This window comes from Klebsiella sp. R445, from assembly GCF_051131755.1.
GTDB classification, from domain to species: Bacteria; Pseudomonadota; Gammaproteobacteria; order Enterobacterales; family Enterobacteriaceae; genus Klebsiella; species Klebsiella lignicola.
Genome location: NZ_CP180446.1, coordinates 3,066,293 through 3,087,510 on the forward strand (window position 1 = coordinate 3,066,293; position 21,218 = coordinate 3,087,510).

20 protein-coding genes are annotated in these 21,218 nt (G+C 55.7%); 13 read left to right on the forward strand and 7 right to left on the reverse strand.

All coding sequences use genetic code 11. From position 1 onward, the window contains the following. The first annotated feature begins 7 nt into the window (after window positions 1-7). From hslU to rraA, 3 genes are all read left to right on the forward strand, one after another. Complete coding sequence (hslU, locus tag ACMYSN_RS14340; protein ID WP_462495267.1) at window positions 8-1,342, forward strand: ATP-dependent protease ATPase subunit HslU; 1,335 nt, start codon at window positions 8-10, stop codon at window positions 1,340-1,342. A gap of 192 nt (window positions 1,343-1,534) precedes the next feature. Further along, on the forward strand, window positions 1,535-2,461 hold the full coding sequence (gene menA / locus ACMYSN_RS14345; RefSeq protein ID WP_462495268.1) for a prenyltransferase: 927 nt from the start codon (window positions 1,535-1,537) through the stop codon (window positions 2,459-2,461). 92 nt (window positions 2,462-2,553) lie between these two features. Next, window positions 2,554-3,039: an RraA family protein gene (gene rraA / locus ACMYSN_RS14350; RefSeq protein WP_462495269.1), complete on the forward strand. Its 486-nt coding sequence runs from the start codon at window positions 2,554-2,556 to the stop codon at window positions 3,037-3,039. Between the two features lie 61 nt (window positions 3,040-3,100). On the opposite strand, the gene pfkA is transcribed toward rraA, so the two are convergent. The 3 genes from pfkA to cpxP all read right to left on the reverse strand — a co-directional run bounded on the left by pfkA (window position 3,101) and on the right by cpxP (window position 5,826). Further along, window positions 3,101-4,063 carry a 6-phosphofructokinase gene (gene pfkA / locus ACMYSN_RS14355; RefSeq protein ID WP_123758012.1) on the reverse strand — a complete coding sequence of 321 codons (963 nt, stop codon included), beginning with the start codon at window positions 4,061-4,063 and terminating at the stop codon, window positions 3,101-3,103. A 203-nt stretch (window positions 4,064-4,266) separates the two neighbouring features. Continuing rightward, the gene (fieF, locus tag ACMYSN_RS14360) at window positions 4,267-5,163 is read right to left on the reverse strand and encodes a cation-efflux pump (protein ID WP_462495270.1); all 897 of its coding nucleotides are present in this window, start codon (window positions 5,161-5,163) and stop codon (window positions 4,267-4,269) included. Window positions 5,164-5,322: 159 nt separating this feature from the next. Then, window positions 5,323-5,826: a cell-envelope stress modulator CpxP gene (gene cpxP / locus ACMYSN_RS14365; protein WP_123758014.1), complete on the reverse strand. Its 504-nt coding sequence runs from the start codon at window positions 5,824-5,826 to the stop codon at window positions 5,323-5,325. Between the two features lie 155 nt (window positions 5,827-5,981). On the opposite strand from cpxP, the gene cpxR reads away from it, so the two are divergent. Further along, window positions 5,982-6,680, forward strand: a complete 699-nt coding sequence (gene cpxR, locus ACMYSN_RS14370) for an envelope stress response regulator transcription factor CpxR (RefSeq protein WP_004203671.1) — start codon at window positions 5,982-5,984, stop codon at window positions 6,678-6,680. Next, a complete protein-coding gene (gene cpxA / locus ACMYSN_RS14375; RefSeq protein WP_123758015.1) occupies window positions 6,677-8,050 on the forward strand; it encodes an envelope stress sensor histidine kinase CpxA in 1,374 nt (457 codons plus the stop codon). Before cpxR ends, cpxA begins: the two co-directional genes overlap by 4 nt. Before the next feature lie 79 nt (window positions 8,051-8,129). Here cpxA and yiiM read toward each other — a convergent pair whose 3' ends face one another. Next, complete coding sequence (gene yiiM / locus ACMYSN_RS14380) at window positions 8,130-8,816, reverse strand: MOSC domain-containing protein (RefSeq protein ID WP_462495271.1); 687 nt, start codon at window positions 8,814-8,816, stop codon at window positions 8,130-8,132. A gap of 70 nt (window positions 8,817-8,886) precedes the next feature. After that, entirely contained in the window at window positions 8,887-9,507 is a 621-nt protein-coding gene (sodA, locus tag ACMYSN_RS14385) for a superoxide dismutase [Mn] (RefSeq protein ID WP_123758017.1), read from the reverse strand. Window positions 9,508-9,798: 291 nt separating this feature from the next. Between sodA and rhaT the strand changes: the two genes are divergently transcribed. Further along, window positions 9,799-10,833, forward strand: a complete 1,035-nt coding sequence (rhaT, locus tag ACMYSN_RS14390; RefSeq protein WP_462495272.1) for an L-rhamnose-proton symporter family protein — start codon at window positions 9,799-9,801, stop codon at window positions 10,831-10,833. Between the two features lie 5 nt (window positions 10,834-10,838). On the opposite strand, the gene rhaR is transcribed toward rhaT, so the two are convergent. Together rhaR and rhaS (ACMYSN_RS14400) are read right to left on the reverse strand one after the other, a co-directional pair. Beyond that, a complete protein-coding gene (rhaR, locus tag ACMYSN_RS14395; protein WP_462495273.1) occupies window positions 10,839-11,687 on the reverse strand; it encodes an HTH-type transcriptional activator RhaR in 849 nt (282 codons plus the stop codon). Window positions 11,688-11,759: 72 nt separating this feature from the next. After that, window positions 11,760-12,596, reverse strand: a complete 837-nt coding sequence (rhaS, locus tag ACMYSN_RS14400) for an HTH-type transcriptional activator RhaS (RefSeq protein WP_462495274.1) — start codon at window positions 12,594-12,596, stop codon at window positions 11,760-11,762. A 311-nt stretch (window positions 12,597-12,907) separates the two neighbouring features. On the opposite strand from rhaS (ACMYSN_RS14400), the gene rhaB reads away from it, so the two are divergent. The 7 genes from rhaB (at window position 12,908) to ACMYSN_RS14435 (ending at window position 21,216) form a co-directional block, all read left to right on the forward strand. Next, complete coding sequence (gene rhaB, locus ACMYSN_RS14405; protein WP_462495275.1) at window positions 12,908-14,374, forward strand: rhamnulokinase; 1,467 nt, start codon at window positions 12,908-12,910, stop codon at window positions 14,372-14,374. After that, window positions 14,371-15,630: an L-rhamnose isomerase gene (gene rhaA / locus ACMYSN_RS14410; protein ID WP_462495276.1), complete on the forward strand. Its 1,260-nt coding sequence runs from the start codon at window positions 14,371-14,373 to the stop codon at window positions 15,628-15,630. Before rhaB ends, rhaA begins: the two co-directional genes overlap by 4 nt. Window positions 15,631-15,738: 108 nt before the next feature. Further along, entirely contained in the window at window positions 15,739-16,569 is an 831-nt protein-coding gene (gene rhaD / locus ACMYSN_RS14415) for a rhamnulose-1-phosphate aldolase (protein ID WP_462495277.1), read from the forward strand. 78 nt (window positions 16,570-16,647) lie between these two features. Next, window positions 16,648-17,634 carry a rhamnose ABC transporter substrate-binding protein gene (gene rhaS / locus ACMYSN_RS14420; protein WP_123758026.1) on the forward strand — a complete coding sequence of 329 codons (987 nt, stop codon included), beginning with the start codon at window positions 16,648-16,650 and terminating at the stop codon, window positions 17,632-17,634. A gap of 50 nt (window positions 17,635-17,684) precedes the next feature. Then, a complete protein-coding gene (locus ACMYSN_RS14425; RefSeq protein WP_462495278.1) occupies window positions 17,685-19,196 on the forward strand; it encodes a sugar ABC transporter ATP-binding protein in 1,512 nt (503 codons plus the stop codon). Next, the gene (locus ACMYSN_RS14430) at window positions 19,193-20,200 is read left to right on the forward strand and encodes an ABC transporter permease (protein WP_187043064.1); all 1,008 of its coding nucleotides are present in this window, start codon (window positions 19,193-19,195) and stop codon (window positions 20,198-20,200) included. The genes ACMYSN_RS14425 and ACMYSN_RS14430 overlap by 4 nt, the downstream gene beginning before the upstream one ends. Continuing rightward, entirely contained in the window at window positions 20,197-21,216 is a 1,020-nt protein-coding gene (locus ACMYSN_RS14435; protein ID WP_123758029.1) for an ABC transporter permease, read from the forward strand. Before ACMYSN_RS14430 ends, ACMYSN_RS14435 begins: the two co-directional genes overlap by 4 nt. Window positions 21,217-21,218: the final 2 nt, after the last annotated feature.

Genomic DNA, 21,218 nt, shown 5'->3' on the forward strand with positions numbered 1-21,218 from the left:
ATCTCCCATGTCTGAAATGACCCCACGCGAAATTGTCAGCGAACTGGACAAACACATTATCGGTCAGGATGCAGCCAAGCGTTCTGTGGCTATCGCGCTGCGTAACCGCTGGCGCCGTATGCAGTTAGACGAAGAGCTGCGCCACGAAGTCACGCCGAAAAACATTCTGATGATCGGCCCGACCGGCGTCGGTAAAACCGAAATTGCTCGTCGTCTGGCAAAACTGGCCAACGCGCCGTTCATCAAAGTTGAAGCAACGAAATTCACCGAAGTGGGCTATGTCGGTAAAGAAGTGGATTCGATTATCCGCGATCTGACCGATGCGGCGATCAAAATGGTCCGCATGCAGTCCATTGATAAAAACCGCTATCGCGCCGAAGAGATGGCCGAAGAGCGTATTCTCGACGTGCTGATCCCGCCGGCAAAAAATAACTGGGGCCAGGCAGAACAGCCTCAGGAGCCGTCAGCGGCACGCCAGGCATTCCGTAAGAAACTGCGTGAAGGCCAGCTCGACGACAAAGAAATCGAGATTGACCTTGCCGCTGCGCCAATGGGTGTTGAAATCATGTCCCCTCCGGGCATGGAAGAGATGACCAGCCAGCTGCAGTCTATGTTCCAGAACCTCGGTGGCCAGAAGCAAAAGCCGCGTAAGCTGAAAATCAAAGACGCGATGAAGCTGCTGATTGAAGAAGAAGCGGCGAAACTGGTGAACCCGGAAGAGCTGAAGCAGGATGCCATCGATGCCGTTGAACAGCACGGTATCGTGTTTATCGACGAAATCGACAAAATCTGTAAGCGTGGTGGCAACAGCTCTGGCCCGGATGTCTCTCGTGAAGGCGTTCAGCGTGACCTGCTGCCGCTGGTGGAAGGCTGCACCGTCTCAACCAAACACGGCATGGTCAAAACCGACCATATCCTGTTTATCGCCTCCGGCGCATTCCAGGTGGCCAGCCCGTCTGACCTGATCCCGGAACTGCAGGGACGTCTGCCGATCCGCGTTGAGCTGAAAGCGCTGACTACTGAAGATTTCGAGCGCATCCTGACCGAGCCGAATGCCTCCATCACCGTGCAGTACAAAGCACTGATGGCCACCGAAGGGGTTAACATCGAGTTTACCCAAGAAGGTATCAAGCGCATCGCACAGGCAGCATGGCAGGTAAACGAAACCACCGAAAACATCGGTGCACGTCGTCTGCACACCGTGCTGGAGCGTCTGATTGAAGATATCTCCTACGACGCCAGCGAAATGAACGGTCAGAGCATCACGATTGATGCGGAATATGTTGGTAAACATCTGGATGTACTGGTGGCAGATGAAGATCTGAGCCGTTTTATCCTATAATCCGGTCCAATATATTTTCATCACTATAGATGGGGCTATATAAACCCAACATAATTCGAGTTGCAGGAAGGCGGCGACGCAGAGAATCTCCGGGAGCTTACTCAGGTAAGTGACCGGGGTGAGCAGGCGAAGCCAACAAAGAGGCAGCTTGAAGGATGGCGGGTATAGCCCCATTTTTATTGGCCGGAACCTATGACTGAAAAACCAATAACCCGCACCCAGGCCTGGCTCGAAAGCCTGCGGCCAAAAACACTTCCTCTGGCCTTTTCCGCCATCGTGGTTGGCACAACGCTGGCCTGGTATCAGGGGCACTTCGATCCCTGGGTCGCGCTACTGGCGCTGATCACCGCTGGATTGCTGCAAATACTGTCGAATCTCGCCAACGATTATGGCGATGCCGTGAAGGGCAGCGATAAACCCGACCGTTTAGGGCCACTGCGCGGCATGCAGAAAGGGGCTATCACCCAGCCGCAAATGAAGCGCGCGCTGATCGCCACCGTGGCGCTGATTTGCCTCTCCGGGCTGGCGCTGCTGTTCTGCGCCTGGCAAACGATGGCCGATTTTATTGGCTTTATGGTGCTCGGCAGCCTTTCGATTATCGCCGCCATTACCTATACCGTCGGAACCCGTCCTTACGGTTATATCGGCCTGGGCGATATTTCGGTACTGCTGTTCTTTGGCTGGCTTAGCGTCGCCGGGAGCTGGTATCTACAGGCCCACACCATTGAAGCCGTCATTTTCCTGCCTGCCACCGCCTGTGGCTTGTTAGCTGCTGCGGTGCTGAATATCAATAATCTGCGCGATATCGATAGCGATAGAGAGAACGGCAAAAACACCCTGGCGGTACGCCTGGGGCCGGTCAACGCCCGCCGCTACCACGCAAGCCTGCTTATCGGCGCTCTGCTGTGTCTGGCGCTGTTTAATCTGATATCGCTACAAAACCTATGGGGTTGGCTGTTCATGCTCGCTACGCCGCTGCTGGCGAAGCAGGCGCGATTTGTGATGCGCGAGCGCGAGCCGGTCGCCATGCGTCCAATGCTCGAACGGACGGTCAAAGCTGCGCTGTTAACCAACCTGCTGTTTGTCATTGGAATTGTTTGCAGCAAGCTCGCGGGTTAACTGACAAATATCAATTAACAATTGATGATTTTGCCAACAATACGATTCGCGAGATATACTAAAAACTCTCGCAGCAACTGAACGTTAAGCCTATGAAATACGATACTTCCGAGCTTTGTGACATCTACCAGGAAGATGTCAACGTAGTGGAACCTCTGTTCTCCAACTTTGGGGGGCGGTCGTCGTTTGGTGGACAAATCATCACGGTGAAATGTTTCGAGGATAACAGGTTGCTATACGATATGCTCGAACAGAACGGCCGTGGTCACATCTTACTGATCGATGGCGGGGGCTCCGTCCGCCGTGCATTAATTGACGCCGACCTGGCGCGTCTGGCCGTACAAAACGAGTGGGAAGGGTTAGTGGTCTATGGCGCAGTGCGTCAGGTTGACGACCTGGAAGATCTGGATATTGGCATCCAGGCGCTGGCCGCTATTCCTGTTGGCGCCGCTGGCGAAGGCATCGGCGAAAGCGACGTTCGCGTCAATTTCGGCGGCGTGACCTTCTTCTCCGGCGACCATCTGTATGCTGATAATACCGGCATCATCCTTTCCGAGGATGCGCTGGATATCGAATAACCCGCCCGATAAAAAAAGGCCTTCTCTCTGAGAAGGCCTTTTTGTTTGTCTCGCGCCAGAATTAGTACAGTTTCTTCGCGCAATCCAGCCAGTCGTTTTTGAACGGACGCTTCATGTTCTCGATAGCATCGATGATGTCATGGTGCACCAGTTTTTCGTTCTGAATGCCGACACAGCGGCCACCGAAGCCCTGCAGCAACAGTTCAATCGCGTAGGCGCCCATGCGGGAAGCCAGGATACGGTCATAAGGAACCGGAGAACCACCACGCTGAATGTGACCCAGTACCGTTGCACGGGTTTCACGACCGGTTTCTTTCTCGATGTAGTGAGCCAGTTCGTCCACGTCGCACATGTGCTCAGTGATCGCCACGATGGCGTGTTTCTTACCTTTCGCAATACCGGCTTTGATTTCAGACACCAGGTCATCGCGGGTGTATTCAACTTCGGGAACCATGATGAACTCACAGCCACCGGAAATCGCCGCCGCCAGGGTCAGGTCGCCACAGTAGCGGCCCATCACTTCAACAACAGAAATACGCTGATGAGAAGAAGAGGTATCACGCAGACGGTCAATCGCTTCAACTACAGTGCTCAGCGCAGTGAAGAAACCGATGGTGTAGTCGGTGCCTTTGATGTCGTTATCGATAGTGCCAGGCAGGCCGATGCACGGGAAGCCCATTTCGGTCAGGCGCATTGCCCCCATGTAGGAACCGTCGCCGCCAATAACAACCAGCGCATCCAGACCACGCTTTTTCATGTTCTCAAGGGCTACGGCACGCACGTGTTCTTCACGGAATTCAGGAAAACGCGCTGAACCCAGGAAAGTACCGCCACGGTTGATCATGTCGGAAACGCTATAGCGATCGAGTTGAACCATGCGATCTTCATACAGGCCGAGGTAACCGTCATAGATTCCAAAAACTTCCAGACCTTCCGTTAATGCTGCGCGCACAACGCCACGAATTGCTGCGTTCATGCCCGGCGCATCACCGCCACTTGTCAATACACCGATTTTCTTAATCATGACTACCTCTGAACTTAGGAAGCAAAAAATAATCCTGTTGCCTGAAGCGCTCCTCGATCAGGAGAGCACGACGATAATTGCAATAGTATATCAAACGCTTCTGGCTGAATTGATTCAGGTCAGACCAAATGGCGGTAATTTATACAAATAATGCCGATCCGCCCCACATTTTAAAATCGAATTTACAGACTATAACTCAACGCTCAAAAAACGCCCTGGCGTGCCAGCGGCACGACGGAGCAGGGGTCTTGATGGATAATGACATCAGAACCCGGGAAACGGTGCAGAATCGCCTGCTCAACCTGGTCGGCAATCACATGCGCCTGAACCAGAGGGAGGTTATCTTCCATTTCCAAATGTATTTGAATAAAGCGAGTCGGCCCTGACTGCCGCGTTCGTAGATCGTGCGCCCCGCTGACGCCAGGCCATGCGGTCACGATATTGATAATGTCCTGACGTTCCTCGTCAGGAAGTGCGCGGTCTAATAACGACTGAACAGCGTCATAGCCCATACGCAGAGCGCTATATAAAATATAGATGCCAATCCCGAGAGCAAACAGCGCATCGGCACGATGCCAGCCATACCAGGACAGGCCCAGCGCCACCAGAATGGCGCCATTCATCATAACATCAGACTGATAATGAAGCATATCTGCTCGCACCGCCTGACTTTGCGTTTTTCTCACCACCCAGCGCTGAAAAGTGACCAGCACCAGCGTGCTGAGCAGCGCAATCAGGGTCACGATCATGCCGATACCTGCCGCCTGCATAGGCTCTGGACGTGCCAGATGCTGTATGCCGGTCAAAAACAGGAACAGGGCCGACCCGGAGATAAACATACTTTGCGCCAGCGCGGCCAGCGATTCCGCCTTGCCGTGACCAAAAGTATGCTCTTCATCAGCGGGTTGCAGCGAATATCGCACTACCAGCAGGTTGGTTAACGAGGCGGCAATATCCACCAGCGAGTCCACAAGCGCAGCCAGAATACTGACAGAACCGGTATACCACCACGCAAAAATCTTGATCAAAAGTAACGTGGAGGCCATCACCGTCGCCGCAATAGCCGCCCGGCTCACCAGCCGCCCATAAGATTGATTCATAAACTCTCCTTTTCGGCGATGCGCTTAGTATAACCTGAACTTTTACCGCAACGAGGCGCAAGGAGAAGAAGTCGTATTGCTGAGTGACAGGCAAAAAAAACCCCCACATCATGTGGGGGAAGACAGGGATGGTGTCTATGGCAAGGAAAACAGGGTTTACTACTGGGGTTGCACGGTATTGCTACTACTCGACAGCATGGTTGCTGATCCTTTCTGCATCCTTGCAACCTCACGCAACTGATCCATTCGTTGCTGGTGTTTAGCATTGAGAACCGCTTGCTGCTCTGGCGTTAACAGGTGGTACATCTGGTTGCGAACTTTTGCCATTTCGATCTGGCGGGCAACCTGTTCCTGCGCCATCTTATCTGCCTGAGCGCGCACAGCGTTTTCATCAAAATTTTCTGCGGTGACAAGGCGATGCATTGTCTCCATTTCGCTAACATTAATGGGTGGCCTGTCGTGGCGCGCCCGTCGCATAAGATCTCGTAACTGCTGACGTTGCTGTTCGGTTAAACTTATGCCGTCAAACATATGACTCTGGCTGGTGCGCTGCACCCCGTCGTCTCCGGGGAGCCAGTTAACGCTGGTAACGACTTCAGCGGCCTGGCTATATGCACTTAACGCCAGCGTTGAGGCCATGACGGCAGCTATAACATTGCGCATCACATACTCCCAATACGTTTGTGTCTGTGTAGCGATTCAACGAGATACAGTCTACGATTCGGGCTGCAAACATGCGTCAGGGGGTGTAAAACAACGTAAAGTCATGGATTAGCGAGCCTTGATGACGTAATTTCTGCCTCGGAGGTATTTAAACAATGAATAAAATCCTGTTAGTTGATGATGACCGGGAGCTCACCTCCCTGTTAAAAGAGCTGCTTGATATGGAAGGATTTAATGTGCTCGTGGCCCATGACGGGGAACAGGCACTGGCTCTTCTTGACGACAGCATCGATTTACTTTTGCTTGATGTGATGATGCCGAAGAAAAACGGCATCGATACACTGAAAGAGTTACGTCAGACACACCAGACCCCGGTCATTATGCTCACTGCCCGCGGTAGCGAGCTGGATCGCGTGCTTGGCCTTGAGCTGGGCGCAGATGATTACTTGCCTAAGCCGTTCAACGATCGTGAACTGGTGGCGCGTATACGCGCGATTCTGCGCCGTTCGCACTGGAGCGAGCAGCAGCAAACCACCGAAGCAGGTTCCCCGACGCTGGAAGTTGATGCATTAAGCCTCAATCCGGGTCGTCAGGAGGCCAATTTCGATGGGCAAACCCTGGAGCTGACCGGTACCGAGTTCACCCTGCTCTACCTGCTGGCGCAGCATCTCGGTCAGGTGGTATCTCGTGAACACCTGAGCCAGGAAGTGTTGGGAAAACGCCTGACGCCATTCGACCGCGCTATCGATATGCATATTTCGAATCTGCGTCGTAAGCTGCCGGAGCGCAAAGATGGTCATCCGTGGTTTAAAACCCTGCGTGGCCGAGGCTACCTGATGGTTTCAGCTTCATGATAGGAAGTTTAACCGCACGCATCTTCGCTATTTTCTGGCTTACGCTGGCACTGGTGTTGATGCTGGTTCTGATGTTGCCCAAGCTGGACTCGCGCCAGATGACCGAATTGCTGGAAAGCGAACAACGTCAGGGCATCATGATTGAACAGCACGTCGAAGCAGAACTGGCGACCGACCCGCCCAACGACCTGATGTGGTGGCGTCGTCTGTTCCGCGCGATCGATAAATGGGCCCCGCCGGGGCAGCGTTTGCTGCTGGTCACCAGCGAAGGGCGCGTTATCGGCGCAGAACGCAACGAAATGCAGATCATTCGCAACTTTATCGGCCAGGCCGATAATGCCGATCATCCGCAGAAAAAACGTTACGGCCGCCTGGAAATGGTTGGCCCGTTTTCCGTCAGGGATGGGGAAGATAATTACCAGCTTTATCTGATCCGCCCCGCCAGTACCTCCCAGTCAGACTTTATCAACCTGCTGTTCGACCGTCCGTTGCTTCTGCTCATCGTGACGATGCTGGTCAGTTCTCCCCTGCTTCTGTGGCTCGCATGGAGCCTGGCCAAGCCGGCGCGTAAGTTGAAAAACGCTGCCGATGAGGTCGCACAGGGTAACCTGCGTCAACATCCAGAGCTGGAAGCCGGCCCGCAGGAGTTTTTAGCCGCCGGGGCCAGTTTTAACCAGATGGTGACGGCGCTGGAACGCATGATGACCGGGCAGCAGCGCTTGTTATCCGATATTTCTCACGAGCTGCGTACCCCGCTCACTCGCCTGCAACTGGGAACCGCCCTGCTGCGTCGTCGCAGTGGCGAGAGCAAAGAGCTTGAGCGAATTGAGACCGAAGCCCACCGGCTGGACAGCATGATCAACGACCTGCTGGTGATGTCGCGCAACCAGGCGAACAACGCCCTGGTGAGCGAAACGGTGAAGGCGAATCAGCTGTGGGGTGAAGTGCTGGATAACGCAGCGTTTGAGGCCGAGCAGGTAGGGAAATCCTTCACGGTAGAGTATCCGCCAGGCCCCTGGCCGCTCTACGGCAACCCGAACGCTCTGGAAAGTGCGCTGGAAAACATTGTGCGTAACGCGCTGCGTTACTCGCATACCAAAATTTCAGTGAGCTTCTCCGTCGATAAAGACGGCATCACGATTAACGTTGATGACGACGGTCCAGGCGTTAGCCCGGAGGATCGCGAGCAGATATTCCGGCCGTTCTACCGCACCGACGAGGCGCGCGATCGCGAGTCTGGCGGCACCGGTCTGGGGCTGGCAATTGTCGAAGCGGCTATTCAGCAGCATCGGGGTTGGGTCAAGGCCGATGACAGCCCTCTGGGTGGATTGCGTTTAACGATTTGGCTGCCGTTGTACAAACGGACCTGATGAGGTCTCTCCCGGTGACACGGACATGTAGCCCGGACAGGCGCAGCGCGCCACCTCAGGGAACACGTCCGGCAAGGCTCTAATGGGGGGAATTATTCCCCCATAATCTCCGCGAATTGTCTTCTATCTGCCCGCTTAAACGCCGCTTCTGCATGGTGCGGGTCCAGCTCACCGACAGCCCCGCTGCAGATAGCAGACGATGATACTGCTCATCATCGAACGGCATATGCCAGGCAATGGCTCCGGCTTCGTAGACGCTCACATCACTGACCTGAGAGACCCGCTCCAGCGGCGCATCGCTGGAGACATGACCGCCCGCCACCACCCGATAGAGCCAGCCCGTTTTACCACTTTGCTGCATCCGCTGTGCCATATCGCTGATAGCAAAATGGAAGTTGAGTTTGAAGCAGGGTGAACGCGGCTGCGTGACCTGAATCAGCGCCTCGCCCCAACGAAAGATATCGCCAATGTGGACGTTATGCTCCGTCAGCCCTTCGGTAGAGAGGTTTTCGCCAAACGCCGGCGAGCAGAAAAGGTCGGCCTGTTCAGGAAACTCGCGGATCCAGTCGGCATAGTGTTCACGGGGATAGTGGCAAAGCGCGCGGTCCGGCCCGCCGTGAATTTTCTTTTCCGCCTGCTCATCACCTTCCAGGCCCAGCTCACCGAGGGTTAACTCGCCGTCGACCTGAATTTTTTTGATAGCGCTCGGGCGGCTGCCGGGAAAGTCGCGAACACGACCGATATAGACGTTGAGCGGATAGTGCATCTGCTGCTCCTTATGCCGATACAAAAAAAGCGAGTCATCAGACTCGCTTCTCAGTCAGCACAATGCAACCTTATTTTTTGGCGGCAAAACGCGCTGCAGCTTCGTCCCAGTTAACCACGTCCCAGAATGCTTTGATGTAGTCCGGGCGGCGGTTCTGGAATTTCAGGTAGTAAGCGTGTTCCCACACGTCCAGACCCACAATTGGGAAACCGGAAGCGCCAGAGATAGCTTCGCCCATCAGCGGGGAGTCCTGGTTAGCGGTAGAAACTACAGCCAGTTTATCGCCTTTCAGCACCAGCCACGCCCAGCCGGAGCCGAAACGGGTAGCTGCCGCTTTTTCAAATTCCGCTTTGAAGTTGTCAACGGAACCGAAATCGCGCTCGATAGCCGCTTTCAGGTCGCCCTGCAGAGTGGTACCGGTTTTCAGGCCTTTCCAGAACAGGCTGTGGTTCGCGTGACCGCCGGCGTTGTTACGCAGAACGCCTTTTTTGTCAGCCGGCAGCTGATCCAGTTTGGTGATCAGCTCTTCAGCGGACAGGCTAGCGAATTCCGGCAGGCTCTCCAGCGCAGCGTTAGCATTGTTAACGTAGGCCTGGTGGTGCTTAGAGTGATGGATTTCCATCGTCTGCTTGTCAAAGTGCGGTTCCAGGGCGTCATAAGCGTACGGCAGGGCTGGCAGTGTATAACTCATAATCATCTCCATTATTGTCGAGCGGCAGGAAGTGTTAATGCCGCGTAAGCAGTTGGTTCATTATAGTTAATTAAATGATATTGAAAACGCTTATCAATGCCGTATTTTTAATAAGGTTATAACAGTCAGTTATAGATGTATTTTTGTGATATAGAACAACTAATTAAGTTTTTGGTTGCCAGGATTAAGCGTCTGATGGCAACAGATTAAAGGCGGGAAAACTGACCGATTTTTACACTCATTGGGTCGGAAGAAGATTTATCCGATAAAAAATAGATGAGGATAAAATCAATGAATCACGCGATTACGATGGGTATTTTTTGGCATTTGATAGGTGCGGCCAGTGCAGCCTGTTTCTATGCTCCGTTCAAGAAAGTTAAACATTGGTCATGGGAAACCATGTGGTCGATTGGCGGAATTGTCTCCTGGCTGATCCTGCCCTGGGCCATCAGCGCCATGCTGCTCCCCGATTTTTGGGCCTATTACGGCTCGTTTGATGCCTCCACGCTTCTGCCCGTCTTCCTTTTCGGCGCAATGTGGGGTATCGGCAATATCAACTATGGCCTGACCATGCGCTATCTCGGCATGTCGATGGGGATCGGTATCGCCATTGGCATTACGTTGATTGTCGGCACGCTAATGACCCCAATCCTCAACGGTCAATTCGATGTCTTAATTAACACCAAAGGCGGCCAGATGACGCTGCTCGGCGTGCTGGTTGCGGTAATTGGCGTGGGGATAGTCACCCGCGCAGGCCAGCTCAAAGAGCGCAAAATGGGCATCAAAGCTGAGGACTTCAACCTGAAAAAGGGGCTGGTACTGGCGGTAATGTGCGGTATTTTCTCGGCCGGTATGTCCTTTGCGATGAACGCCGCCAAGCCGATGCATGAAGCCGCCGCCGCGCTCGGCGTTGACCCACTTTACACTGCGCTGCCAAGCTACGTGGTGATTATGGGCGGCGGCGCGCTGGTCAACCTCGGTTTCTGCTTTATTCGCCTGGCCAAAGTGAAAAATCTGTCGATCAAAGCCGACTTCTCGCTGGCGAAACCGCTCATCATCAGCAATATCCTGCTTTCCGCATTGGGCGGCCTGATGTGGTACCTGCAGTTCTTCTTCTACGCCTGGGGCCACGCCAGCATTCCGGCGCAGTACGACTACATGAGCTGGATGCTGCATATGAGCTTCTATGTCCTGTGCGGCGGCCTGGTAGGGCTGGTGCTGAAAGAGTGGAGCAACGCCGGTCGTCGCCCGGTTGGCGTGCTAAGCCTCGGCTGCGTGGTGATTATCATCTCCGCCAATATCGTTGGGCTGGGAATGGCGAACTAGCTTTGTTATGCGGCAGTGCGACTGCGCTGCCGCCACTGCCCCGGCGTCATGCCAATCTCACGGTTAAACACCACCGAAAAGTAGTTACTGTCTTCAAAGCCACACTGCATCGCTACTTCGCCAATCAGGCGTTCAGTATGCTGCAATAAGTATTGGGCGTGGCAAATCCGCAGCTGACGCAGGTAGTGGTTGATGGTCATTCCCGTCTGCTGACGAAACTGCTGGCGTAGCGCCCGTTCGCTGCACCCTTCCCGCTCACAAAATTTATCCAGAAAGAAAGGACGGTTCAGGCTGCCCGCCAGCTTGGTAAGCAGCTTATCAAGCAACGCTTCGCTTTGGGTTGCCGCCAGATTATCGGTGGCGTAGCGGTAACGCTGGAGAATAAGCACCAGTTGGGCAAACAGCAGCTCCGCCATATTATTGGCCTGCGCATCGCTGCGGCTACTCTCATGCTCCAGTTGGGTAATCACCTGCCGAACCTGAGCCATCCCGCTGCTGCCAATCCGCCAGTGCGGAACCCACGGCGTACCAAACAGGCCGGGAATATGCGCCGCCCAGTCAAAATTAAGCCGCAGCCGGTCCGGGCAATAGATAACGTTTTGCAGGACTAAATCATTCACCGAGGCATAGGAGTGTTTATCTTCAGCGCGGATATAAAACAGGTCGCCGCGGGTAATACGCCATGGGCGATCGTTAAGGACGTGCAGGCCGTTGCCCCGCCACACCAGCACCAGCTCACAAAACTCGTGAGTGTGCTCGGCGAAGACGTTTTGCGGATAGCGATCCGCCACCGCCACCGCCTGCGAAGGAGATGCGAAGAACTCATCTTTACGAAGAATCAGCTGACCTGCCACCACGCACACTCCAACGCCAATAACGGTTAATTATTGGCATTTTTACTCGCTAAAACGTTGACTGCTCTCGCGTTATTGAAGAATGGCGTCACGCCCCTGGCGAATATCGCGCGGCGACCAGTCAAACTCGCGGCGAAAAAGCGTCGAAAAGTGGTTACTGTCGCCGAAACCGCAGTGATAAGCGATATCCGTCACACTCTCATCGCTGTGGCGCAGCAGATGGCGGGCTTTCATCAACCGCACCCGGTTGAGATAGCGCTGCGGCGTTAGCCCGGTTTGCTGCTTTAGCTGGCGATGCAGGGTACGCAGGGACAGCGAAAACTGCGCCGCCACCTCTTCCCAGCAGACATCTTCGGCAAAATGATCTTCCAGCCAGGCCATTAAATGGTTCAGCCGCGCATCGTTATCAGATGCCCCTTCCGCAAGGCTGCTTTTACGTAGAAGCACCAGCAACTGCATAAAGTAAATCTCACGGCTGGCAATAGCGTGCATATCTGAATCCACGCCAACGTTCTCCATCTGCCCCACAATCTGGCGCACCTGCTGCAAAGCATTCTGATTCACCCGCCAGTGCGAGAGATAATTCCCCTCCTGCTCCTGCGGTAGCAGCTCGTGCAGACCGGACAAAAAACGAAACGCGTCCGGCGCGCGATAAAGCACGTTGGTCAGGCATAAATTATCCGTGTGCTCGTAGAGATGGCGATCGTGATCGCGAATAAAGCACACCGACCCGCCGCTGATGGTATAGGGCTGACCGTTGAAAACGTGAATCCCGGTACCGTGTTCAACGATGACGATTTCATGGAAATCATGATGATGTTCCGGAAAAGCCGATTGCGGGAGCCGCGGCTCAATGGCAACAGCTGAAACACCGGACTTAAAGAAATCCACACTGTGCAACATGGTCATAGCAGCTCCTCGAAATGAGAAATGTTATCAATCAGTGGAGCAAATAGTAATTAAGGGTCGGCGATCCGGCCTTCAATTTTTGACCGCAAAATTCGTAAAGGCTGCCGCTTTTTCAAGAAATGGCGGGAAAGATCGGGAACTGCGGACAACATCACATCCCCTCCCCATCCCCAGATAAAACGAAATTGTGACCTCTCTCACGGTCACCTTTGCTTTCTTGCCAGCGGCGAATTTTCCCTGTCAGTAACAAGAAGGTGAGCTTGACCCGACTTTTTTAGACTGCATGCAATGATTTTCACAAGGATCTTCCCATGAGTTTTCGTCATTGTGTCGCCGTCGATTTAGGCGCTTCCAGCGGGCGGGTGATGCTCGCCAGTTATCAACCCGGCCAGCAAACGCTGGCGCTGCGTGAAATTCACCGCTTTACCAATAGCTTAAAAAAGGTGGATGACTTCGACTGCTGGGATATCGATAGTCTGGAAGCTGAAATTCGCTGCGGGCTGGTGAAAGTATGCGAACAGGGCATCCTGATCGATAGCATCGGTTTTGATACCTGGGGTGTGGATTATGTCCTGCTGGATAAACAGGGTCAGCGCGTTGGTCTGCCGGTTTCCTATCGCGACTCCCGCACTCAGGGCTTGATGCGCCATGCTGAAGAGCAAATGGGTCGGGCGGAAATCTACCGCCGCAGCGGCATTCAGTTTCTACCATTTAACACGCTGTATCAGCTGCGCGCGCTGGTTGAACAGCAGCCGGAACTGGTCAGCCAGGCCGCGCACGCGCTGCTGATCCCGGACTACTTTAGCTTCCGCCTGACCGGCCAAATGAACTGGGAATACACCAACGCCACCACCACCCAGTTGGTCAATATTAATAACGATAACTGGGATGAAGAGTTGCTGAACTGGACCGGCGCGCCGCGCGAGTGGTTCGGTACGCCGACGCATCCGGGCAACGTTATTGGTCACTGGATTTGCCCCCAGGGCAATCATATCCCGGTGGTCGCCGTCGCCAGCCACGATACCGCCAGCGCGGTTATCGCCTCGCCGCTGGCCAGCAAAAACGCCGCCTACCTCTCTTCCGGCACCTGGTCGCTGATGGGCTTTGAAAGCAAAACCCCCTGCACCAGCGACGAGGCGCTAAAGGCCAATATCACCAACGAAGGCGGGGCTGAAGGTCGCTATCGGGTACTGAAAAATATTATGGGCCTGTGGCTGCTGCAGCGGGTGCTCAAAGAGCAAAACGTTGGTGACCTGTCGGCGCTGATCGCCCACACCACCACGCTTCCAGCCTGCCGTTTCGTTATTGATTGCAACGACGACCGCTTTATCAACCCGGACAATATGAGCGCTGAAATTCAGGCCGCCTGCCGTGAATCCGGACAGCCGGTGCCTGATAACGATGCCGAGCTGGCACGCTGCATTTTCGACAGCCTGGCGCTGCTCTACGCCCAGGTTCTCAACGAGCTGGCAGCACTTCGCGGTCAGCCATTCAGCCAGTTGCATATCGTCGGCGGCGGCTGTCAGAACGAACTGCTTAACCAGCTGTGCGCTGACGCCTGCGGTATCACCGTGGTCGCAGGCCCCATTGAGGCCTCCACGCTAGGCAATATCGGCATACAGCTGATGACCCTTGATGAGCTGAACAACGTCGATGAATTCCGTCAGGTGGTGCGGCAAAACTACGCCCTCACCACCTTTACCCCTAATCCTGAAAGTGAAATTGCCCGCTTCGTCGCGCAGTTTCAGCCCCAACAGACCAAGGAGCTTTGCGCATGACCACTCAACTTGAACAAGCCTGGGAAATTGCCAAACAGCGCTACGCCAGCGTAGGCGTGGACGTCGAGGAGGCCTTGCGCCAGCTGGACCGCCTGCCCGTTTCCATGCACTGCTGGCAGGGCGACGATGTTGCCGGCTTCGAGAACCCGGAAGGAAGCCTGACCGGCGGTATTCAGGCCACCGGCAACTATCCGGGTAAAGCGCGTAACGCCACCGAGCTGCGCGCTGACCTTGAGCAGGCACTGAGCCTGATCCCTGGGCCAAAGCGCCTGAATCTGCATGCACTCTATCTGGAGTCCGAAACGCCGGTACCGCGCAATGAAATCAAACCAGAGCACTTTAAAAACTGGGTTGAGTGGGCGAGAGCTAACAAGCTGGGGCTGGATTTTAACCCTTCCTGCTTCTCCCATCCGCTAAGCGCCGACGGCTTTACCCTTTCGCATGCCAACGACGACATCCGCCAGTTCTGGATCGATCACTGTAAGGCCAGCCGCCGCGTGTCGGCCTATTTCGGCGAGCAGCTCGGCACCCCTTCCGTGATGAATATCTGGATCCCCGACGGCATGAAAGATATTACCGTTGACCGCTTTGCTCCGCGCCAGCGCCTGCTGAATGCGCTTGATGAAGTGATCAGCGAGAAACTCAACCCGGCGCACCATATCGACGCCGTGGAGAGCAAGCTGTTCGGGATCGGCGCCGAAAGCTACACCGTCGGCTCCAATGAGTTCTATATGGGCTACGCCACCAGTCGCCAGACCGCTCTGTGCCTGGATGCCGGCCACTTCCATCCGACGGAAGTGATCTCCGACAAAATCTCCGCCGCCATGCTGTATATCCCGCGCCTGCTGCTGCACGTCAGCCGCCCGGTACGTTGGGACAGCGATCACGTAGTGCTGCTGGATGATGAAACCCAGGCCATTGCCAGCGAAATTATTCGCCACGATCTGTTCGACCGCGTGCATATCGGTCTCGATTTCTTTGATGCCTCCATCAACCGCATCGCCGCCTGGGTAATCGGCACCCGCAACATGAAAAAAGCGCTGCTGCGCGCCCTGCTGGAGCCGACCGGACAGCTGCGTCAGCTGGAAGTCGACGGCGATTACACCGCCCGCCTGGCCCTGCTGGAAGAGCAGAAATGCCTGCCGTGGCAGGCCATCTGGGAGATGTATTGCCAGCGCCACGATACCCCGGCGGGCAGCCAGTGGCTGGATAGCGTGCGGGCGTATGAAAAAACGGTGTTGGCCCAACGCGGGTAGCGTCAGCACATCCCCGGTCGCGCCGTACTGAGCGGTCGACCGGCATATAAACAACATATTTATGGTGAGGGGCGCTCCCCGCATCGCATTAACAGGAAACGCAAGACTATGCAGAACATCAACCACTCCTGGTTCGTCCAGGGCATGATTAAAGCCACTTCCGACGCCTGGCTGAAGGGCTGGGACGAGCGCAACGGCGGTAACCTGACGCTGCGTCTCGACGAGGCGGATATTGCACCGTTCACGGCCGATTTTCACGCCAAACCGCGCTATATCTCGCTGAGCCAGCCGATGCCAACCCTGGCTAATCAGCCGTTTCTGGTCACCGGCTCAGGTAAATTCTTCCGTAATGTTCAACTCGACCCGGCCGCCAACCTTGGCGTGGTAAAAGTCGACAGCGATGGCGCGGGATATCATATTCTGTGGGGGCTGACCGACGACGCGGTGCCGACGTCTGAACTGCCAGCGCATTTCCTGTCGCACAGCGAGCGCATCAAGCTCACCCACGGCAAAGACCGCGTGATCATGCATTGCCATGCCACCAATCTGATTGCCCTGACCTATGTGCTGGAAAACGACAGCGATCTGTTCACCCGCAAACTGTGGGAAGGCAGCACCGAATGTCTGGTGGTGTTCCCGGACGGCGTCGGCATTCTGCCGTGGATGGTGCCGGGCACTGACGAAATCGGCCAGGCCACCGCCCAACAAATGCAGCAACATTCTCTGGTACTGTGGCCTTTCCACGGGGTCTTCGGCAGCGGCCCGACGCTGGACGAAACCTTTGGGCTGATTGATACCGCAGAGAAATCGGCCGAAGTACTGGTGAAAGTCTATTCGATGGGAGGCATGAAACAGACCATTACCCGGGAAGAGCTGATCGCGCTGGGCAAGCGCTTTGATGTGCAACCGATGCAGTCCGCGTTAGACCTTTATCCATAATAACATCGCGCCCCGCTCACTGAGACGGGGCGAACTCTGTCACCTGCAAACCCAACTCAAATATGTGGAGTAAAAGCAATGAAAATAAAGACAAGCTTGATCCTCACCGTTGCCGCTCTGGCGTTGTCCGGTTCCGCTTTAGCTGAAGTAAAAATCGCCCTCGTGGCGAAATCGTTAGGCAATGGCTTCTTCGAAGCAGCAAACGTGGGTGCCCAGGAGGCAGCCAAAGAGTTAGGTGATGTAAAAGTTATTTATACCGGCCCTACCACCACCACGGCAGAAGCGCAGATCGAAGTGCTTAACGGGTTGATCGCCCAGGGGGTTGATGCGATCGCGATATCCGCCAACGATCCGGACGCGGTCGTGCCGGTGTTGAAAAAAGCAATGCAGCGCGGCATCAAGGTGGTCTCCTGGGACTCCGGTGTCGCACAGGCCGGACGGCAAATCCATCTCAATCCGTCGAATAACGCCTTAATTGGCGAAACCAACGTCAAGCTTGCCGCCGACGCGCTGAAAGCGTTGAACGTCGAAAAAGGCGATGTGGCGATCCTCAGCGCCACCCCGACGTCCACCAACCAGAACATCTGGATTGAAGAGATGAAAAAGGTGCTGCCGCAGTACCCGTCTATCAATCTGGTTACCGTCGCCTACGGTGACGATCTGTCTGATAAGAGCTACCGCGAAGCGGTGGGCCTGTTGAAGTCTTATCCGGATCTTAAAGTGATCGTGTCGCCTTCATCGGTGGGGATCGTGGCCGCCGCACAGGCGGTGAAGGATCAGGGCAAAATCGGCAAGGTGTACGTCACCGGGCTGGGGCTGCCGTCTGAGATGGCCGGGGCGATCAAGTCCGGCGCCAGCAAAAGCTTCGCCATCTGGAACCCGATCGACCTCGGCTATGCCGCGACATATCTGGCTGACGATTTAGTCAAAGGGACCGCCACCAAAACCGAAGCCAACATGGGCAAGCTGGGTAAAGTGCAGCTGGATGCAAACGGCAACGGCGCCATGGCGCAGCCGTTCGTTTACGATGCCAGCAACATCGATAAGTTCTCGAAGATTTTCTAATCCTCATCCCCTGCTTCTCCTGGCAGCAGGGGAAAAACCGGAGAACTATCATGTCAGCACCCACTCCTCTGCTGTCTCTTAAGGGCATCACCAAGATTTTTCCCGGTGTGCGTGCCCTCGAGAACGTGCAGCTCGATCTCTGGCCCGGCAAAGTGACCGCCTTAATCGGCGAAAACGGCGCGGGCAAGTCCACGCTGGTCAAAGTGATGACCGGCATTTATCAGCCCGAAGAGGGCGACATTCTCTATAAAGCGATCCCCATTCAGCTGCCGAACCCGGAGTCGGCGCATAAGGTGGGGATCACCGCGATTCATCAGGAAACCGTGCTGTTTGACGAGCTGTCGGTCACCGAAAATATTTTCGTCGGCCAGTATCTGCATACCGGCCTGCTGAAGAAGCTCGACTGGCCGGCGATGCATCGTAAAGCCGGTGAAATCCTCAATCGCCTTGAGGTGCAGATTGACCCGCGGGCGACGCTGAAAACCCTCAGCATCGCCCAGCGTCATATGGTGGCAATTGCCCGGGCGCTCTCTTTTGAGGCGCAGGTGGTGATTCTCGACGAGCCTACCGCGGCGCTCTCCCAGCATGAAATTCTGGAGTTTTATCAAATCGTTGAACGCCTGAAGCTCGACGGCAAAGCGATTTTGTTTATCTCGCATAAGTTCGACGAAATTTTCGAACTGGCAGATCACTACACCATTCTGCGCGACGGCGTGTACGTCAGCTCCGGCGATATTCACGCGATCACCGAAGAACAGATGGTGGCGATGATGGTCGGCCGGGCTATCACCCAGACCTACCCGAAGGTCGACTGCACGCCTGGAGAAACGGTGCTTGAGGTGAAAAATCTGTGCCACCCGACCGAGTTTGCCGATATTACCTTTTCGCTGCGCAAAGGCGAGATTCTGGGCTTCTATGGCCTGGTCGGCGCAGGGCGTACCGAACTGATGCAGGCGCTCTCTGGGGTCTCCCGACCGTCATCCGGAGAAATCGTGCTCAACGGCAAAACGGTGCGCTTTCGCCAGCCGGCGGACGCCATCCAGGCCGGGATTGTCTGCGTACCGGAAGAGCGGCAGAAACAGGGGGCAATTATCGCCCTGCCCATCGCCCAGAACATCAGCCTGCCGCAGCTCAGCAAGCTGAACCCCAACGGCGTGCTGAACGATGCCCGCGAATGGCGACTGGCGGATGAATACGCCACGCGCCTGCAGGTCAAAGCCTTTAGCTGGCGGCAGGCGGTGGAGACGCTCTCCGGCGGCAACCAGCAGAAAGTGGTGATCGGCAAATGGCTGGCGACCCATCCGGACGTGATTATTCTCGATGAGCCGACCAAAGGCATCGATATCGGCTCCAAAGCGGCGGTGCATCAGTTTATGTCCGAGCTGGTGAGCCAGGGGCTGGCGGTGATTATGGTCTCTTCGGAATTACCGGAAGTGATGGGAATGTCGGACCGGATTATCGTGATGCACGAAGGGTTGATGGTTGCCGAATATCGCGCAGGCGAAGCGACGGCAGAAACCATCGTCAGCGCCGCCAGCGGCACCGGCCAGGAGGCAGCATAATGGGGCGACAACTGCTTAAACACCGCGAAGCGCTGCTGGCAGCGGTGATCGTTTTGATGATCGGCGCCATCGGCAGCCGGGTGCCGTCGTTTATTTCCCCGGGCAATCTGGCGGAGATGTTTAACGACACCGCTATCCTGATCATCCTCGCGCTTGGTCAGATGATGGTGCTGCTGACGAAAGGCATCGATCTGTCGATGGCCGCCAACCTGGCGCTCACCGGAATGATCGTCGCGCTGCTCAATGCCCACTATCCGGGGATCCCGGTCGTGGCCCTGCTGGCGCTGGCGACCTTGTTGGGCCTGTTGATGGGGGTGATTAACGGCCTGCTGGTGTGGCGACTCGGTATTCCGGCCATCGTGGTCACCCTGGGGACCATGAGCATCTATCGCGGCATTATCTTCCTGCTCTCCGACGGCGGCTGGGTCAACTCGCACCAGATGAGCGCCGGGTTCCTCGGCCTGCCGCGGACCTCATTTTTGGGGCTGCCGTTGCTAAGCTGGTGCGCCATCGCCGCGCTGTGCCTGGTCGGCTATTTCCTGCGCTACAGCCGCACCGGCCGGGCGTTATACACCGCGGGCGGCAACGCCACGGCGGCCTATTACACCGGGATTAATGCCGGGAAAATGCAGTTCGTCAGCTTCTGCCTTTCCGGCGCGCTGGCCGGGTTCTGCGGCTATCTGTGGATTTCGCGCTTTGCCGTCGCCTACGTGGATGTCGCCAATGGCTTTGAGCTGCAGGTGGTTGCCGCCTGCGTCATCGGCGGTATCAGCACCATGGGCGGAACCGGACGGGTGTTGGGTTGCCTGTGCGGCGCGCTATTCCTTGGGGTTATCAATAACGCGCTGCCGGTGATCGGTATTTCGCCGTTCTGGCAAATGGCGATTTCCGGCGCGGTCATTGTGATTGCGGTGCTCCTGAACGAACGCAGCAATAAAGGGCACGGGCGGTTAATCCTGCGGAACGCAGCGTTAGCCCGGCAGAAACAGGCGGTGAAATCATGAGCAAAATGATGCTATCTGAAGAGATCAAAAGCGTGCCGGTTGCACCGTCACCGCTGCGCCGCCTGCTGTGCTGGGAGGGATTCCTGCTGGCGGTCACGCTGGCGGTGTTTATTGCCAATGCGCTGGCGTCTCCCTACTTCCTTAATATCTGGAACCTGTCGGACGCCACATTTAACTTTACCGAAAAAGCGATCATCGTCCTGCCGATGGCAATGCTGATTATTGCCCGGGAAATCGACCTCTCGGTGGCGTCGACGATGGCGCTGAGCTCCACGGTCATGGGCTTTTGCGCAGCGGCGGGGATGGATACGCCGCTGCTGGTCATGGTGGGTCTCGGCGTGGGGCTGCTGTGCGGCCTGTTTAACGGCATCCTGGTGACGCGCTTTAACCTGTCGTCGATTGTTATCACTATCGGCACCATGAGCCTGTATCGCGGGCTGACCTATATCCTGCTCGGCGATAAGGCTCTGAATCAGTACCCGGAAAGCTTCGCGTGGTTCGGCCAGGGCTACGTGTGGGGCGCGCTCTCCTTCGAGTTCGCGTTGTTTATCCTGCTCGCCGTCGCCTTTACCTTCCTGCTGCATAAAACCAACTTTGGTCGCCGGACTTACGCCATCGGCAATAACCCTACCGGGGCCTGGTTCTCCGGGATTAACGTCAAGCGCCACAACCTCGTGCTGTTTGCGCTGGTCGGGTTAATGGCAGGCCTGGCCGCAGTACTGCTGACCTCAAGACTCGGCAGCACCCGCCCGACCCTGGCGATGGGCTGGGAGCTGGCGGTGGTCACCATGGCGGTACTCGGCGGCGTCAACATTCTTGGGGGGGCCGGCAGCATGGTGGGGGTGATTATCGCCGCCTTCCTGATGGGGCTGGTGACCTTCGGCCTGAGCCTGCTCAACGTGCCGGGCATCGTTATGTCAATCATCATCGGCGCGATGCTGATTGTGGTGATTTCACTGCCCATCATTACCCGACGGGTGATGCAACGCAGGGGCAGCCAAAAGGATAACCCGTAGAT